The organism is Alteromonas aestuariivivens (assembly GCF_003367475.1).
GTDB classification, from domain to species: Bacteria; Pseudomonadota; Gammaproteobacteria; order Enterobacterales; family Alteromonadaceae; genus Alteromonas; species Alteromonas aestuariivivens.
Window position 1 is genome coordinate 61,685 of sequence record NZ_QRHA01000007.1, and the last position, 14,373, is coordinate 76,057.

General features: G+C 52.8%; 16 protein-coding genes. All 16 read left to right on the top strand.

Annotated elements, in window-relative coordinates:
* Positions 1–5 precede the first annotated feature (5 nt).
* The 16 genes from fliJ (at position 6) to DXV75_RS10690 (ending at position 14,366) form a co-directional block, all read left to right on the top strand.
* A complete protein-coding gene (fliJ, locus tag DXV75_RS10615; protein ID WP_115593404.1) occupies positions 6–446 on the top strand; it encodes a flagellar export protein FliJ in 441 nt (146 codons plus the stop codon).
* Between the two features lie 141 nt (positions 447–587).
* Positions 588–2,429, top strand: a complete 1,842-nt coding sequence (locus DXV75_RS10620) for a flagellar hook-length control protein FliK (RefSeq protein WP_115593405.1) — start codon at positions 588–590, stop codon at positions 2,427–2,429.
* 84 nt (positions 2,430–2,513) lie between these two features.
* Positions 2,514–3,035, top strand: coding sequence for a flagellar basal body-associated protein FliL (gene fliL, locus DXV75_RS10625; RefSeq protein WP_115593406.1), 522 nt, complete (start codon positions 2,514–2,516; stop codon positions 3,033–3,035).
* A gap of 13 nt (positions 3,036–3,048) precedes the next feature.
* A complete protein-coding gene (fliM, locus tag DXV75_RS10630; protein ID WP_115593407.1) occupies positions 3,049–4,107 on the top strand; it encodes a flagellar motor switch protein FliM in 1,059 nt (352 codons plus the stop codon).
* A 29-nt stretch (positions 4,108–4,136) separates the two neighbouring features.
* Positions 4,137–4,535 carry a flagellar motor switch protein FliN gene (gene fliN / locus DXV75_RS10635; RefSeq protein ID WP_115593408.1) on the top strand — a complete coding sequence of 133 codons (399 nt, stop codon included), beginning with the start codon at positions 4,137–4,139 and terminating at the stop codon, positions 4,533–4,535.
* Between the two features lie 28 nt (positions 4,536–4,563).
* The gene (fliO, locus tag DXV75_RS10640; RefSeq protein ID WP_115593409.1) at positions 4,564–4,980 is read left to right on the top strand and encodes a flagellar biosynthetic protein FliO; all 417 of its coding nucleotides are present in this window, start codon (positions 4,564–4,566) and stop codon (positions 4,978–4,980) included.
* Positions 4,967–5,734, top strand: a complete 768-nt coding sequence (fliP, locus tag DXV75_RS10645; RefSeq protein WP_115593410.1) for a flagellar type III secretion system pore protein FliP — start codon at positions 4,967–4,969, stop codon at positions 5,732–5,734. The genes fliO and fliP overlap by 14 nt, the downstream gene beginning before the upstream one ends.
* A 9-nt stretch (positions 5,735–5,743) precedes the next feature.
* On the top strand, positions 5,744–6,013 hold the full coding sequence (gene fliQ, locus DXV75_RS10650; RefSeq protein WP_115593411.1) for a flagellar biosynthesis protein FliQ: 270 nt from the start codon (positions 5,744–5,746) through the stop codon (positions 6,011–6,013).
* A 1-nt stretch (position 6,014) separates the two neighbouring features.
* Entirely contained in the window at positions 6,015–6,797 is a 783-nt protein-coding gene (fliR, locus tag DXV75_RS10655) for a flagellar biosynthetic protein FliR (protein WP_115593412.1), read from the top strand.
* 10 nt (positions 6,798–6,807) lie between these two features.
* On the top strand, positions 6,808–7,932 hold the full coding sequence (gene flhB, locus DXV75_RS10660; protein ID WP_115593413.1) for a flagellar biosynthesis protein FlhB: 1,125 nt from the start codon (positions 6,808–6,810) through the stop codon (positions 7,930–7,932).
* A 103-nt stretch (positions 7,933–8,035) separates the two neighbouring features.
* Positions 8,036–10,135: a flagellar biosynthesis protein FlhA gene (gene flhA / locus DXV75_RS10665; protein ID WP_115593414.1), complete on the top strand. Its 2,100-nt coding sequence runs from the start codon at positions 8,036–8,038 to the stop codon at positions 10,133–10,135.
* 28 nt (positions 10,136–10,163) lie between these two features.
* Positions 10,164–11,558 (top strand): flagellar biosynthesis GTPase FlhF, encoded by a 1,395-nt coding sequence (gene flhF / locus DXV75_RS10670; protein WP_115593415.1) that lies wholly within the window; start codon positions 10,164–10,166, stop codon positions 11,556–11,558.
* Entirely contained in the window at positions 11,555–12,421 is an 867-nt protein-coding gene (locus tag DXV75_RS10675) for a MinD/ParA family protein (RefSeq protein WP_115593416.1), read from the top strand. The genes flhF and DXV75_RS10675 overlap by 4 nt, the downstream gene beginning before the upstream one ends.
* Positions 12,418–13,143 carry an RNA polymerase sigma factor FliA gene (locus DXV75_RS10680; RefSeq protein WP_115593417.1) on the top strand — a complete coding sequence of 242 codons (726 nt, stop codon included), beginning with the start codon at positions 12,418–12,420 and terminating at the stop codon, positions 13,141–13,143. Before DXV75_RS10675 ends, DXV75_RS10680 begins: the two co-directional genes overlap by 4 nt.
* 57 nt (positions 13,144–13,200) lie before the next feature.
* Positions 13,201–13,584 carry a chemotaxis response regulator CheY gene (gene cheY / locus DXV75_RS10685; RefSeq protein WP_115593418.1) on the top strand — a complete coding sequence of 128 codons (384 nt, stop codon included), beginning with the start codon at positions 13,201–13,203 and terminating at the stop codon, positions 13,582–13,584.
* A 32-nt stretch (positions 13,585–13,616) separates the two neighbouring features.
* Positions 13,617–14,366: a protein phosphatase CheZ gene (locus DXV75_RS10690; protein WP_115593419.1), complete on the top strand. Its 750-nt coding sequence runs from the start codon at positions 13,617–13,619 to the stop codon at positions 14,364–14,366.
* The last annotated feature ends 7 nt before the right edge of the window (positions 14,367–14,373 follow it).

Genomic DNA, 14,373 nt, shown 5'->3' on the forward strand with positions numbered 1-14,373 from the left:
GCCGCATGGGGCAGTTGCAGTTGGTGTTGCAATTTGAGCGTGAGAAGGAGCAGAAAACTGCCCAGGCTTTTCAGATTGCCCAACAGAACGTAAATGCGCAGAAGCAGAAACTCACCAGCCTGGAACAATACCGGCTGGATTACCTGCGTCAAATTCAGCAAAACGGCAAATCCGGCCTGGGTGCACAGCAGTACAGCCAGCATCTGTCTTTCGTTGGCAAGCTCGACAAGGCATGCCAGCAGCAAACGACCATTTTATCTCAGGCTACCCTTGTGGCGGATCAGCGCAAGCAGCAGTGGCTGGCTCAACAGAAACGGCGTAAAGCCGTAGAGCTGTTGCTGGACAAACAGGCCCAGCAGGCCCAACAGAAGGCGCTTCAGGCGGAGCAGCGTCTGATGGATGAATTTGCCAGCCAGAAGTATTTCCGGCAGAAATACAAAGCCTGATAGGCCTTGAACAAAAATTTTACTCTGAATACCCAGTTGGAATGCTAATTGCTCTTCCACTATCAGAATCAGCAGTACAGCCCGGTCAAGCCCTTAAATCATCAAGCTATCAGAGGGATTGGCAGGGAGAGGAAATCGGAAATGATGCAACAAGTTGCCGCCAAAAGTTCAGAAATTGCCGCCTTGCCGTTTGAGACGGACAGCAATGCGAAAGGGCTGTCCGTTGACAACGCAGAGGGTCAGTTTTCCGACGTATTCAGACAGGTATCTCAAAATCAGCCATCGTCGCAGCCAGGTGTTTCGAACAGTAAAGTAAGCCAGAATTCTGAAGCCGCTGCGCAACCTGTTGCTCAAGTAAGTACGGCTGAAGAGAATGCAAAAACAGCAGGCGCAGCCCCTCAATCGGATGACGATAACGGGGCGGGCGATGGCGAAATTGTGTTTAACGATGCGGAACCAGCTGAAATCCATGAGGATACTGCAGGGCAGAAGATACCCGCAGATGATTTGGCCGAACAGGCTGCTTCTGAGCCAGACTGGCTGGCGCTGGTAGAAAGTATCCGCTCACTGGCAGACACTGAACAGGCGCTGACAGGTGATCCGTCTGCAAGGGCGGAACAGATGCTCCAGGATGCGGACTTTCTGGCGCTGGTGAACGATGTTCAACCTTTAGCGAGCGATGGAACAGCGGCAGAAATTCAGACTGAGGTTTCCGACGATACCGATAGCGGAAAGCTTGCTCCGGAAACGAAAGTAGCCGCATTACTGGTCGGGTTACTGCAAGTAGCGAAGCAGAGCGAAGTGGCAGAGGAATCGGCAGGCCTACTGGAGGCTGCCCGGCAATTGCTTGCCCGCCAGCTTGAAGGCGCTGAAACGGGTAGAGCAGGGCAATCTGAACTGACGGCGACCCAGACAGCACTGGTGGCGCAGTTGAGCCCCGAGTCAGAGGTGGAACCCTCGCCGCTTTCTTCCCAGCAGCAAGAAGATGCAGAACTGATGCTTGCGCTGATGCAGGCGCAACTGGCAGGCGTGAGTGGAGCCGGCGCTAAGGAAGCAACTTCTTCCGGTAACAGGCCGCTCTCCATACCGCAGGTTTCAGCTGTGAACGTTTTGGACGCCAGTAAGCTGGATGACATTTCTTTGACACTGCAGCAACTTACTGAGCCGGCCAGAGCGCAGGCGACCGAGGCGCTGGCAGATAAAATTGTTGCGGTGTTGCCTGTGAGTGTGTCAGAGGCCCAGCAGAGTGGTGTGAAAGGGGCTGTGATCGCTGGCGTACAGGAAATGCAGTCGCAGCTGGCACAGGGGCGTGAACCGGGTGTGAGCCTGCAGGACATGATCGCCACTGCCCTTCAACAGGCAAATATTCCGGCTGACGGAACGCTGGCCCAGGCAGTGGAGCAACAGTTGGGACAGTTTCAGTCAGTATTGAGTAACGCTCAGCAAGCCAGCGCCAGCGCGATACAAAGTTTGGCTTCTGCTGACACGGTAATTCAGGAAAACAGTCAGCTGAGAAGTGAGATAAGCAAAGCGCAGGCGCAGCGGGAAGGGCTGGAAAAACCGGTAAATATTCACAATGCCGACGGCCAGCAACAACTGGGCGACAAAATTCGCTGGATGGTGAACAGTCGTAACAGCATGGCGGAAATACGCCTCGACCCGCCTGAAATGGGCAGCATGCAGGTTCGGGTTAATGTGTCGGGCGACACCGCCAGTGTCAGTATTGTTGTACAGAACGCCGCCGCTAAAGAAGCACTGGCAGACGCAGTGCCGCGTTTAAGAGACATGCTGGCCGAGCAGGGGATCCAATTGGGCGAGTCTTCGGTACAGCAACAGAACAAGGAGTCTGGCGAACAGGCCGGGGAGCAGCAGTCTGGTGGCGCATCTCATGGGAGTCTTGCTGCCGATGCGGACGAAGACACCCAGGTGATTGAGCAGCGACTGAGCCGTCAGGCACAAGGTGGAATTGACGATTATGCGTAAAAGTACCTACCTGCATACCGGAATTGCGTTGCCATTTTAGTGTGAACCCTGATAATACGCTCAGCAGACAGTTAAGAGGTCGTTATGGCTGAACAAGAATTACAAATTGAAGACAGCGCAAAGAAAGGCAAGCTCATTATAATAGTGGCGGCCGTGATTGTGATTGCCAGTGGCATCGGTGGTTATCTGTGGCTGAGTGGCAGCTCTGATAGCAGTGCAACCCAGCAGTTGGCGGACGCCAAAGGCACCAGCCGCCCAACCACATCAACCCGGGGTGGAAAAGCCGGCACGGCCTTGTATGTGGCCATGCCGCGTCCGTTTGTGTTCAATGTACCGGGGACCGGTCGTGACCGCCTTGTTCAGATTAAGGTTCAACTGATGGTACGGGGCAGCGATAATGAAGAAACTGCCAAATCGCATATTCCGTTGATTGAAGGCACACTTTTGCACGTATTCAGCGCCAGCAATGCCGATGATCTGGTGACGGAAGCCGGTAAAATTGCCCTGCGTGAAAAGGCGCTGGGCGAAGTCCAGCAAGTATTGAAAAACATTGTTGGCGTTGAAGTGGTGGAGCAGGTGTTGTTTACCGGCTTCGTAATGCAATAAGCAGGAACAGACTGTGAGCGATTTATTATCCCAAGACGAAATTGACGCCCTCTTACATGGGGTCGATGACGTTGAGGAAGACGAGGCGGATCTCAATCCCTCGGACTCCTCAGCGCTGGAATATGACTTTTCCTCACAGGACAGGATTGTACGTGGGCGCATGCCCACCCTGGAAATTGTCAATGAACGGTTTGCCCGGCATATGCGGGTAAGCCTGTTCAACATGATGCGTCGCTCTGCGGAAGTGTCGATTAACGGTATCCAGATGATCAAGTTTGGTGAGTACATTCATACTCTGTTTGTACCCACCAGCCTGAACATGGTGCGCTTTCGCCCGCTTAAAGGTACCGGGCTGATTACCATGGAAGCACGCCTGGTATTTATTCTGGTGGACAACTTCTTCGGCGGCGACGGGCGTTACCACGCCAAAATCGAAGGGCGGGAGTTTACCCCCACTGAGCGCCGTATTATCCAGATGCTTTTGAAGATCATCTTTGAAGATTACAAGGAAGCCTGGGCTCCGGTTATGGATGTGTCGTTTGAATACCTCGACTCAGAAGTCAACCCGGCGATGGCCAACATTGTCAGCCCTACCGAAGTGGTGGTGATCAGCTCGTTTCATATTGAACTGGATGGCGGAGGCGGTGACTTCCACGTGTCGCTGCCGTACTCGATGCTGGAACCCATTCGGGAACTGCTCGATGCCGGGGTTCAGAGCGATAAGGAAGACACCGATCTGCGCTGGAGCAAAGCGCTGCGTGACGAGATCATGGACGTAAAAGTGGAGCTCAGCACCCACATGCTCGATCTGGAAGTGTCGTTACGGGAAGTGATGGAATTTAAAGAAGGGGATGTGCTGCCGATTGAAATGCCGGAGCATATCACCGTATTGATAGAGGAGCTGCCTACCTTCAGAGCGAAGCTGGGGCGGTCCCGCGACAATCTGGCGCTGAAGATCACCGATAAGATCCCGCGTCCGCAGTCAGTCAAATCTGAGCTGCAGTTATTAACCCGCGGTGGGCGCATGATAGATAATGACGCCGAACTGCAAGTACTCGAAGAAGACCTGTGATCAGGTTGACAGTTAAATGAGGCAATTCCATGAGTGAACAAGACGGAATGGACGATTGGGCCGCAGCAATGGCCGAACAGGCTGAGTCAGAAGCGGATCAGGCGGAAGGCGTTCAGGCTGCAGAACTGGATGAACTGACCGATGATGCACCCATTTCCCAGGAAGAGAAGAAAAAGCTGGATACCATCCTGGACATTCCAGTGACCATTTCCATGGAAGTGGGCCGCAGTCAGATCAGTATTCGTAACCTGTTGCAACTTAACCAGGGCTCAGTGGTAGAACTGGACCGGGTTGCTGGAGAACCACTGGACGTTTTGGTAAATGGCACGCTGATTGCTCATGGAGAGGTAGTTGTCGTTAATGAAAAGTTTGGTATCCGGTTAACCGATGTTATTAGTCAAATCGAGAGAATCAAAAAGCTCCGCTAAAAGTACAGTTCTTACAAGGGGTTGCGTTATGTCGCCCCTTTTCCTCAGCCCTCAGGCATTCGCTGACAATACCCAGTCCATCACCAATCCCGGTTCGGTAGTGTCAATTTTTCTATCACTTTTGCTGGTAGTGGCGATCATTTTCAGCCTCGCCTGGCTGATGCGTCGGTTTAATGTCGCTCACAGCAGCAGTGGTCAGATGAAGGTTGTCAGCAGCATGATTGCCGGTGCCAAAGAGCGCATTCTGGTGATTGAAGTGGGGCAGGAACAGCACCTGATTGGGGTGACTTCCCATACCATAACCCATCTGAGCAAACTGGAAACCCCCTTATCTTCAGACTCCCGCAAGGAAAACGGAGCTGAACATTTCAAACAAAAACTCATTCAAGCCATGGCCGGTAAAATGAATCCTGCAGTTAAGGGTGCCGGGCATGACAAAGACTAAATCACTGTTCAGTTTATTGCTGTTGCTGGCGGGCGGGCTCATTTTTGCCGAACCGGCACTGGCTCAGCAGGGCATATCTGCGGTCACCGTGACCACCAACGCCGATGGTACCCAGGACTACAGTATGACGCTGCAGGCGCTGTTCATTATGACTGCGCTGAGTCTGATCCCGGCGTTCATCATGATGATGACCTCGTTTACCCGTATCATTGTCGTGTTGTCGATTCTGCGTCAGGCGATTGGTTTGCAGCAGTCACCTTCGAACCAGATCCTGATTGGGGTGAGCCTGTTTTTGTCACTGTTTATTATGGCGCCGGTATTCGACGAGATAAACGAGCGCGCACTGCAGCCCTATCTGGGTGAGCAAATCACCTCAAAACAGGCTTTCGAAGAGGCCAAAGGGCCGATGCGTGCTTTCATGCTCTCGCAAACCCGGGTGAAAGATCTTGAGACTTTCGTGCGCATCGCTGGCGACGAAGGCAAGTACGACAGCCCGGAAGAGGTGCCGCTGACCATTCTTATTCCATCGTTTGTGACCAGCGAGCTGAAAACCGCATTCCAGATTGGCTTTATGCTGTTTATTCCGTTTCTGATCATCGACCTTGTAGTGGCTTCCATCCTGATGGCGATGGGGATGATGATGCTGTCACCCATGATAGTGTCACTGCCCTTCAAGCTGATGCTGTTTGTGCTGGTGGATGGCTGGAATCTGATTTTCGGGACCCTGGCCACCAGTTTCGGTATGGGCATTTAGGAGAGCCTTATGTCACCAGAGGTGTTTGTCGAAATCCTGCGCGAATCCATGTTCATGGTGATCCTGCTGGTGTCGGCGGTGATTGTTCCAAGTCTGATTGTGGGTTTGATTGTGGCGGTGTTTCAGGCCGCTACTTCCATCAACGAACAAACCATGAGTTTTTTACCCCGTTTGCTGGTTACCCTGCTGGCCCTGAGCTGGGGCGGCAACTGGCTGGTGCAGAAACTGATGGACTTCACCTACCACATGGTAGAACAGATCCCGCAGGTGATTGGCTGATATGCAGGTCCCGCTCGATTCGGTGATGCAGTTTCTGGCCGACCTGCTGCTGCCGTTTATGCGCATCAGCGGTATGTTCGCTGCCATGATTGGTCTTAACGCCAAGTCTATCCCGCCGCCAGTGCGGGCGCTTTTGGCGATTTTTCTGACGCTGGTGATCATGCCTGTGGTACCACCATCACCGGTGACCGAGCTGGTGAACGCCGGCACCTTTCTGCTGGTTATTCAGCAATTGCTGATTGGCGTCGCCATCGGGTTTATCTCCATGATGGTGCTCAACACCTTCATACTGGCCGGCCAGATCATTGCCATGCAGACCGGCCTGGGTTTCGCCTCGATTGTTGACCCCGTGAACGGCATTAACGTGCCCGCAGTGGGCCAGTTTTATCTGATCCTCGCCACTTTGTTGTTCTGGACCATGGACGGCCATCTGGCCATGATCCAGATGATGGTCATGAGCTTCAGTGCTTTTCCTATTGGGGCCGAATGGTGGGGGCCGGAACAACTCCGGGCCATTGCACACTGGGGCGGCTGGATGTTTGTGTCTGCAGTTACCCTGTCGCTGGCACCCATTGTATCCCTGCTGATTGTGAACCTTGCCTTTGGGGTGATGACCAAGGCGGCGCCACAGCTCAACATTTTCAGTATCGGTTTTTCCATTGCCCAGATGATGGGGTTGTTGATCATCTGGATCACACTGGATAACTTTACCGCTCACTTTGAAAGCCAGTGGCAACGGGCTGAACAGTTTATGTGCCAGTTGCTGTACATCTGTCCTGCTTAGGTGATTTTGGATGGCTGACGCTCACGAAAAAACAGAAGACCCCACGGGGAAAAAACTCGAAGACGCGCGAAAAAAAGGCCAACTGGCCCGTTCACGGGAACTGTCTACCACTTTGGTGCTGATTGTAAGCGGGCTGATGTTTCTGCTTATCGGCGGCGTGATTGCCAAAGCGGTATTTGAGATGACCAGAAGGGCCTTTACTCTTTCCCGGGACGAGACCTACGACACTACCCACATGTTTTCAGCCTGGGGTGAATCGCTGCTTGGTGTTGGCGGGCCAGTGCTGCTTTACATGATAGTGGCCATGATAGCTGGCATTTACGGCAGCATTGCACTGGGTGGCTACAACTTTACCTGGGAATCGGCCAAACCCAAAGCCAGCAAAATGAGCCCTATCAGCGGTTTTAAGCGCATGTTTGGCAGCAACGGGATGGTGGAACTGTTCAAAGCGCTGGCCAAGTTTGTGGTGATTGCTGCGATGGCACTGTGCGCGCTGATGTATTTTCAGGACGAAGCTCTGCATCTGGACAGGGAGTTGTTTCCGCGCAATATATTTCACGCCCTGGACATGCTCGAATGGGCATTTTTGCTGCTTACCCTTGGGATGATCCCCATTGCCCTGTTTGATGTGCCGTATCAGATCTACAAGCACAACAAGGAAATGAAAATGACCAAGCAGGAGGTCAAGGATGAACGCAAGAACGCGGAAGGTGACCCGCAGGTCAAGGGGCGTATCCGGCGTTTGCAGTATCAGGCTGCAGCCAATCGAATGATGCAGGATGTGCCCACCGCCGATGTGGTGGTAACCAACCCGACCCATTTCTCTGTTGCTATCAAATACGATGAAAACGGCAGTCGCGCCCCTGTGCTGGTGGCCAAGGGCACCGACGAACTGGCCATGCACATTCGGAAAATTGCCACCGCCCACGACGTGCCGCTACTGCCATCGCCTATGCTGGCCCGGGCCATTTACTATTCAACTGAAGTCGATCACGAGATCCCCAACAAGCTGTTTATGGCAGTGGCTCAGGTACTGGCTTATGTGTATCAGTTACGGGCCTACAAAGCGGGTAAAGGTAAGCGCCCCAAACCGCTCAAAAAAGACCTGCCCATCCCGCCGGAGCTGCGCCGATAGCGGGATTTTTGCTCAGTTAGCCTGACAAGCTGGCACGCTAGTTGAACTGTACCATTCGTACAGGCGGTAAGCGTCAAAATTCTGATAGTGAGATACACACACAATGCAGTTATCAGGCTACCTGCAACGAGTCGACAAAAACCAGTTGCAACAATTTACCAGCGGGCTGGGTGCCCCCATCGTGCTACTGGCGATCATGGGGATGGTTATTCTGCCCATGCCGCCCTTCCTCCTTGATGTCTTGTTCAGTTTCAATATTGCCCTTTCTCTTGTGATCATCCTGGTGGCGGTGTTAACCCAGCGACCGGTGGATTTTGGTATTTTCCCTTTGGTACTGCTAATCGCCACCGTACTTCGGCTTGCGCTCAATGTAGCGTCAACCCGGGTGGTGCTGCTGTACGGTCATGAGGGTGGGGATGCCGCAGGTAAGGTCATTGAAGCCTTTGGCGCAGTGGTGATTGGTGGTAATTACGCCGTCGGGGTAGTGGTGTTTGCCATCCTGCTGATTATTAACTTCAAGGTAGTGACTGCCGGTGCCGGCCGTATTTCCGAAGTGAGTGCCCGCTTTACTCTTGATGCCATGCCCGGAAAGCAGATGGCCATCGATGCCGACCTTAACGCCGGTTATATTGACCAGGACGAGGCCCGTCGTCGCCGGGAAGAGATCACCGCTGAAGCGGATTTTTACGGCTCGATGGACGGTGCGTCAAAATTTGTAAAGGGTGATGCCGTTGCCGGTTTATTCATCATGCTCATCAACATTGTCGGCGGTTTGTTCATCGGCATGATCCAGCACGATTTGTCGTTTGGCAACGCCATGGAAGTCTACACCATCCTCACCATCGGTGACGGTTTGGTGGCGCAAATCCCCTCATTGCTGTTGTCGGTTGCCACCGCCATCATTGTAACGCGGGAAAATGAAACCCAGGAAATGGGTAAGGAAATCCGCTCCCAATTGGGTAACCGTCAGGCGTTGTACATTGCCGCAGCGGTGCTGTTTGTAATGGGCATTGTACCGGGCATGCCGCATCTGGCGTTTTTGAGCTTTGCCGCCATGGCAGCGGGTTACGGCTACTGGCAGGGCAAGCAGGCTGAGAAGGAAGCCGAGCAGGCCAAAGTACCGGCCACGGTGCAAAAAGACGATGGTGGCATGCCTGAAATGAAAGAGTTGGGCTGGGATGATGTGCATCAGGTCGACACCATCGGGTTGGAAGTGGGCTATCGCCTAATTCCGCTGGTTGACAAAGCCCAGGGCGGAGAGTTACTGACCCGCATCAAGGGCGTACGTAAAAAGCTGTCACAGGAACTGGGCTTTCTGGTGCCGGCGGTGCACATCCGCGATAACCTGGACCTGGACCCTAATGTGTACACAATTTCCATGATGGGGGTCACCATTGGAGACGCCCAACTGAGCCATGATGAAGAACTGGCCATCAACCCCGGTCAGGTGTTTGGCAAGCTCGACGGCCGGCCTACCAAAGACCCTGCGTTCGGGCTCGATGCGGTGTGGATCAAGCCGGCCAAGCGTGAACACGCTCAAACACTGGGTTACACAGTGGTTGATGCTGCGACGGTGGTGGCCACTCACTTAAGCCAGTTGCTTACGAATAATGCGTACCAGTTACTGGGCCACGAAGAGGTTCAGCAGTTGCTGGATATGCTGGCCAAAAACCACCCCAAACTGGTGGAAGGGCTGGTACCTGACATCCTGCCTCTGAGTACCGTGGTGAAGGTGCTGCAAACCCTGCTGTTTGAAGGGGTGCCTATTCGGGATATGCGCACCATTGTTCAGACCCTTTCAGAGTATGGCCCCAAGAGTCAGGACCCTGACGTCCTGGTGTCGGCAGTGCGCATCGCACTCAAGCGCCTTATCGCGCAGGAAATTTGCCAGGGCGGCAAAGAAATCCCCGTCATAACCTTGGCGCCAGAGTTGGAACAGATGTTGCACAAGTCCCTGCAGGCAGGGGGAGAAGACGGCGCAGGCATCGAGCCTGGTCTGGCCGACCGGATCCAGCAGTCGCTGCAACAGGCCAGTCAGCAACAGGAGCTGGCGGGAGAGCCCGCAGTACTGTTAACGTCCGGTATGCTGCGTCCGGTGCTTTCTCGCTTCCTGAAGTATTCAGTCGCTGGCTTACACGTACTGTCTTACCAGGAAATCCCCGACGACAAACAAATCAAAATAGTCAGCTCAGTGGGTCAATAATCTGACGCCAGGCAGTAGAGAGGTTGAGATGAAAATAAGACGGTTTTTTGGCAAGGATATGCGGGAGGCGCTCAGCCTGGTTAAAGCGGAACTGGGTAGCGACGCGGTAATCATGTCAAATCGTAAGGTAGCTGACGGCATTGAACTGGTGGCGGCCTACGACAAAGAGCCGGAAGCAAAACTTTCAATGAAATCTGCCGGCGCCGCAACTCCTGCTCCCAAAGCAGCGAAGCCGGTACCCAGCCTAAGTGAAATCATTGGTGATGATGGCCCCGACAGTCTGATGGCGCTGCTGGAAAAGCAGTCCGAAGCAGCCAGCCGGGTTAACGAGCCTTCGGCCAGCACTTCGATTCATCCTCAGGCCCAATCTCAGGCCCCACAGCCTGCGGCCGGTTACGCGGCAGCGCAAAACCATCAGTCTGACTCACTGTTTAATTTTGAAGACTCGGCTGAACCTTCTTTTGCTCAGCCGGCACCCGCGGTGAACCAGGCTCCTCAAACCGATTTGTCTGCTATCCAGGCAGAGCTTGCTTCATTGCGCAGTGTGCTGCAGCACCAGGTGGCGGATTTAATGGAAGCCAAGCATCAGCGCCAGAAGCCGATGCATCGCTACCTCACCACTTGTCTGACGGACATGGGTATCAGCGGAAAACTGGCAGAACAGCTTGTAAGTTACACGCCGGTTGACAGCAACGAACGTGAAGCCTGGGTTTACCTGTTGAACTTGCTGGCAAATCGCGTGAACGTAACGGGTAACGACATTCTTACGCAGAGTGGTGTTGTCGCGCTGGTAGGCCCTACCGGTACGGGCAAAACCACCACGGTGGCCAAACTGGCAGCCCGCTATGCACAGAAATACGGTGCCGAGCAGGTGGCCATGATCACCATTGACACCTATCGTATTGCTGCTTTTGAACAGCTGGCAACCTACGGAAAAATCATCGGATGTACGGTACGCAAGGCACAGAGCAGTGAAGAACTGGCTGAACAGCTGTTCCAGTTGCGGCACAAACGCCTCATTCTGATCGACACCGCAGGCTTCAGTCAGCGCGACAGCAGACTCATTCAACAGCTTGCCCAGTTTAACAATGGGCAAATGCAACCAGTAAAACGATACCTTGTTATGCAATCTAATACGCAATATCCAGCCATGCAACGTATCATCGAAGCCTATCAATCCGTTAAGCTTGAAGGCTGTATCTTCACCAAACTCGACGAATGTTATAGTCTTGGCGAGGTGTTAAGTGCGGCAATTGAATACCAGTTGCCAGTCAGTTACGTTACCGACGGCCAGAAGGTTCCGGAAGATATCAAGGTTGCAGAGGCAAAATCTCTGGTATCTGCTGCGGCAAGGCTTTATAAAAAGTATGGTTTGACTCATACTAGTGGCAATCAAGTTGTAAACGCAGCACGTGCAGTATGATCGAAGATCAAGCGAGTAGCTTACGAAAGATGAATCAATCGCGGTTAATCAAGGTTATTGCCGTTACCGGTGGTAAAGGTGGTGTAGGGAAAACCAACATCACGTTGAATACAGCCATTTCCATGGCCAAACAGGGCAAAAGGGTGATGGTGCTGGATGCCGACCTTGGTTTGGCAAACGTTGATGTCATGCTGGGTCTGCGGGTAGAAAAAAACCTGTCTCATGTACTCTCCGGGGAATGTACTCTGGATGATGTGCTGGTCACAGGGCCCCACGGCATCAAAATTGCCCCTGCCACTTCCGGCACCCAGGCCATGACAGAACTGACTCCCATTCAGCATGCCGGCCTAATTCGGGCATTTGGCGAATTGCGTACACCAATAGATGTCCTGTTGGTTGATACTGCGGCGGGCATTTCGGATATGGTTCTGAGTTTCTCCAAGGCATCCCAGGATATTATGGTGGTGGTGTGTGATGAACCCACCTCTCTGACTGACGCTTATGCCCTGATCAAACTGCTGAACCGGGAACACGGTGTGTTTAAGTTCAAGATCATCGCTAACATGGTGCGCGATGTTCGTGAAGGTCAGGAGTTGTTCAGCAAGTTGTCCAAAGTCACCAGCCGTTTTCTTGACGTTGCGCTGGAACTGGTGGCTACTGTTCCCTTTGATGAGAACATTCGCCGTGCCGTGCGCCGGCAAACGGCCATCGTTGATGCCTTTCCGAATTCACCTGCAGCTAAAGCCATTTCGCAATTGGCTGCCAAAGCCGTTACCTGGCCGATTCCGAGTCAGCCTGGCGGACACCTCGAGTTTTTTCTTGAGCAACTGGTCAGCAACAAATCAACGGGTAGTCAAAGTTGAACAGCAAAGCCGCAGCTTATCAACAGCATACGGACAAATCCCAGCTCGTAGAGCGGCATGCACCGCTGGTTAAGCGTATTGCCCATCACTTGATGGCGCGTTTGCCTGCCAGTGTACTGGTGGATGACCTGATTCAGGCCGGTATGATTGGTTTGCTGGAGGCGGCACGAAACTTTGACGGTTCCAAAGGAGCCAGCTTTGAAACCTTTGCCGGTATTCGAATTCGTGGCGCCATGCTGGATGAAATTCGTAAAGGCGACTGGACTCCCCGCTCTGTGCACAAAAACAGCCGGGCGATTTCAGAGGCCATTGCCCAGGTTGAAAGAGAAACCGGCCGGGATGCCCGGGACGCGGACATTGCCGCCCAGCTGAACGTGACTCTGGATCAGTATCACCAGATGCTCAATGAGGTAAACGCTGGCAAGCTGGTGGGAATAGAAGATTTGGGTGTTTCCGAGGACGTTATCACTACCGAACATAACCGGGGCAGTGACACACCGTTGGAAGACTTGATGCAAGGTGCTTTTCAAAAAGCCCTTGCTCATGCTATTACTACGCTACCTGAACGGGAAGCGATAGTGCTTTCCCTGTACTACGACGAAGAGCTGAACCTGCGTGAGATTGGTGAAGTGCTTGATGTCAGTGAGTCCAGGGTCAGCCAGATACACAGCCAGGCGATGTTAAAGCTCAAAGCTCGCATGCAGTCCTGGCGGGCTGAATAATAAAATAATAATAGCGATAAATTACTTATAACGAGCAATTCCTCACTGGAGGCTATTTTGAACAAGAGTATGAAAATTCTCGTGGTAGACGACTTTTCGACCATGAGACGAATCATAAAGAACTTGCTTAAAGATTTGGGGTTTTCCAATATTCAGGAAGCGGACGACGGCAATACGGCGCTGCCAATGTTGCAGCAGGGCGACTTCGATTTTGTGGTAACCGACTGGAACATGCCGGGTATGCAGGGGATTGACCTGCTGCGGGCCATCCGTTCAGACGCCAAACTGAAACATCTGCCAGTGTTGATGGTTACTGCAGAAGCCAAAAAGGAACAGATTGTGGCTGCGGCACAGGCGGGCGTTAACGGGTACGTTGTGAAACCCTTTACCGCCGCCACATTGAAGGAAAAACTGGAAAAAATCTTCGAACGTTTAGGTTAATCCGGACGCTCTGTATTACCAAGGATTACCGGATGTCGATTAAAGCTAACGTCCCTATTTCGCTTGAGGAAGCAAAGCAGTTGGTGACGTACCTGGAGCAGGGAGACAGCGCCTCGGCCAATGCTCTGCTCGAAGCCGCTTCTATGAAAGAGTCCATCGAGTTGTTTGCCGAAGTTGGCAAGCTAACCCGCCAGTTGCACGATGCGCTAAACAGTTTTCAGCTTGACGAGCGCATCGTCGATCTTGCCAATGATGACATTCCAGACGCACAAAGCCGTCTGACGTATGTGATTGAAGAAACCGAAAAGGCTGCCAATACCACCATGGATGCGGTGGAAGCAAGCATGCCCATTGCGGAAGGCCTGACTGAGCAAATTGACACCATCATGCCGGAATGGAAAAAGCTGATGACCCGTCAGATTGAGTTGGGCGAATTCAAGGTATTGTGCAATGAGCTCGACACTTTCCTAAGTGATGCCTCGCAAAAATCCAACAAACTCACCAGCTTGCTGACGGAAGTTCTGATGGCGCAGGGGTATCAGGATTTGACTGGGCAGGTTATTCGCCGTGTTATCGACCTGGTGAAAGAAGTTGAAGACAGCCTGGTAAACATGCTGACCATGTTTGGTGAGCCCGGAGAAATTGCAAATACACCTAAACAATCCCGCAAACAGACCGATAAGGTTGAAGCGGAGGGTCCCATCATTGACGCTGATCAGCGTGATGACGTGGTTAAGGGCCAAGATGATGTGGATGACCTCTTGTCTAGCTTAGGTTTTTAGGAGAGCG

Bases quoted from the DNA above. Each gene is read 5' to 3' on its own strand.
- fliJ (WP_115593404.1), top strand. From the start codon at position 6: ATGGGGCAGTTGCAGTTGGTGTTGCAATTTGAGCGTGAGAAGGAGCAG.
- DXV75_RS10620 (WP_115593405.1), top strand. From the start codon at position 588: ATGATGCAACAAGTTGCCGCCAAAAGTTCAGAAATTGCCGCCTTGCCG.
- fliL (WP_115593406.1), top strand. From the start codon at position 2,514: ATGGCTGAACAAGAATTACAAATTGAAGACAGCGCAAAGAAAGGCAAG.
- fliN (WP_115593408.1), top strand. From the start codon at position 4,137: ATGAGTGAACAAGACGGAATGGACGATTGGGCCGCAGCAATGGCCGAA.
- fliO (WP_115593409.1), top strand. From the start codon at position 4,564: ATGTCGCCCCTTTTCCTCAGCCCTCAGGCATTCGCTGACAATACCCAG.
- fliP (WP_115593410.1), top strand. From the start codon at position 4,967: ATGACAAAGACTAAATCACTGTTCAGTTTATTGCTGTTGCTGGCGGGC.
- fliQ (WP_115593411.1), top strand. From the start codon at position 5,744: ATGTCACCAGAGGTGTTTGTCGAAATCCTGCGCGAATCCATGTTCATG.
- fliR (WP_115593412.1), top strand. From the start codon at position 6,015: ATGCAGGTCCCGCTCGATTCGGTGATGCAGTTTCTGGCCGACCTGCTG.
- flhB (WP_115593413.1), top strand. From the start codon at position 6,808: ATGGCTGACGCTCACGAAAAAACAGAAGACCCCACGGGGAAAAAACTC.
- flhA (WP_115593414.1), top strand. From the start codon at position 8,036: ATGCAGTTATCAGGCTACCTGCAACGAGTCGACAAAAACCAGTTGCAA.
- flhF (WP_115593415.1), top strand. From the start codon at position 10,164: ATGAAAATAAGACGGTTTTTTGGCAAGGATATGCGGGAGGCGCTCAGC.
- DXV75_RS10675 (WP_115593416.1), top strand. From the start codon at position 11,555: ATGATCGAAGATCAAGCGAGTAGCTTACGAAAGATGAATCAATCGCGG.
- DXV75_RS10690 (WP_115593419.1), top strand. From the start codon at position 13,617: ATGTCGATTAAAGCTAACGTCCCTATTTCGCTTGAGGAAGCAAAGCAG.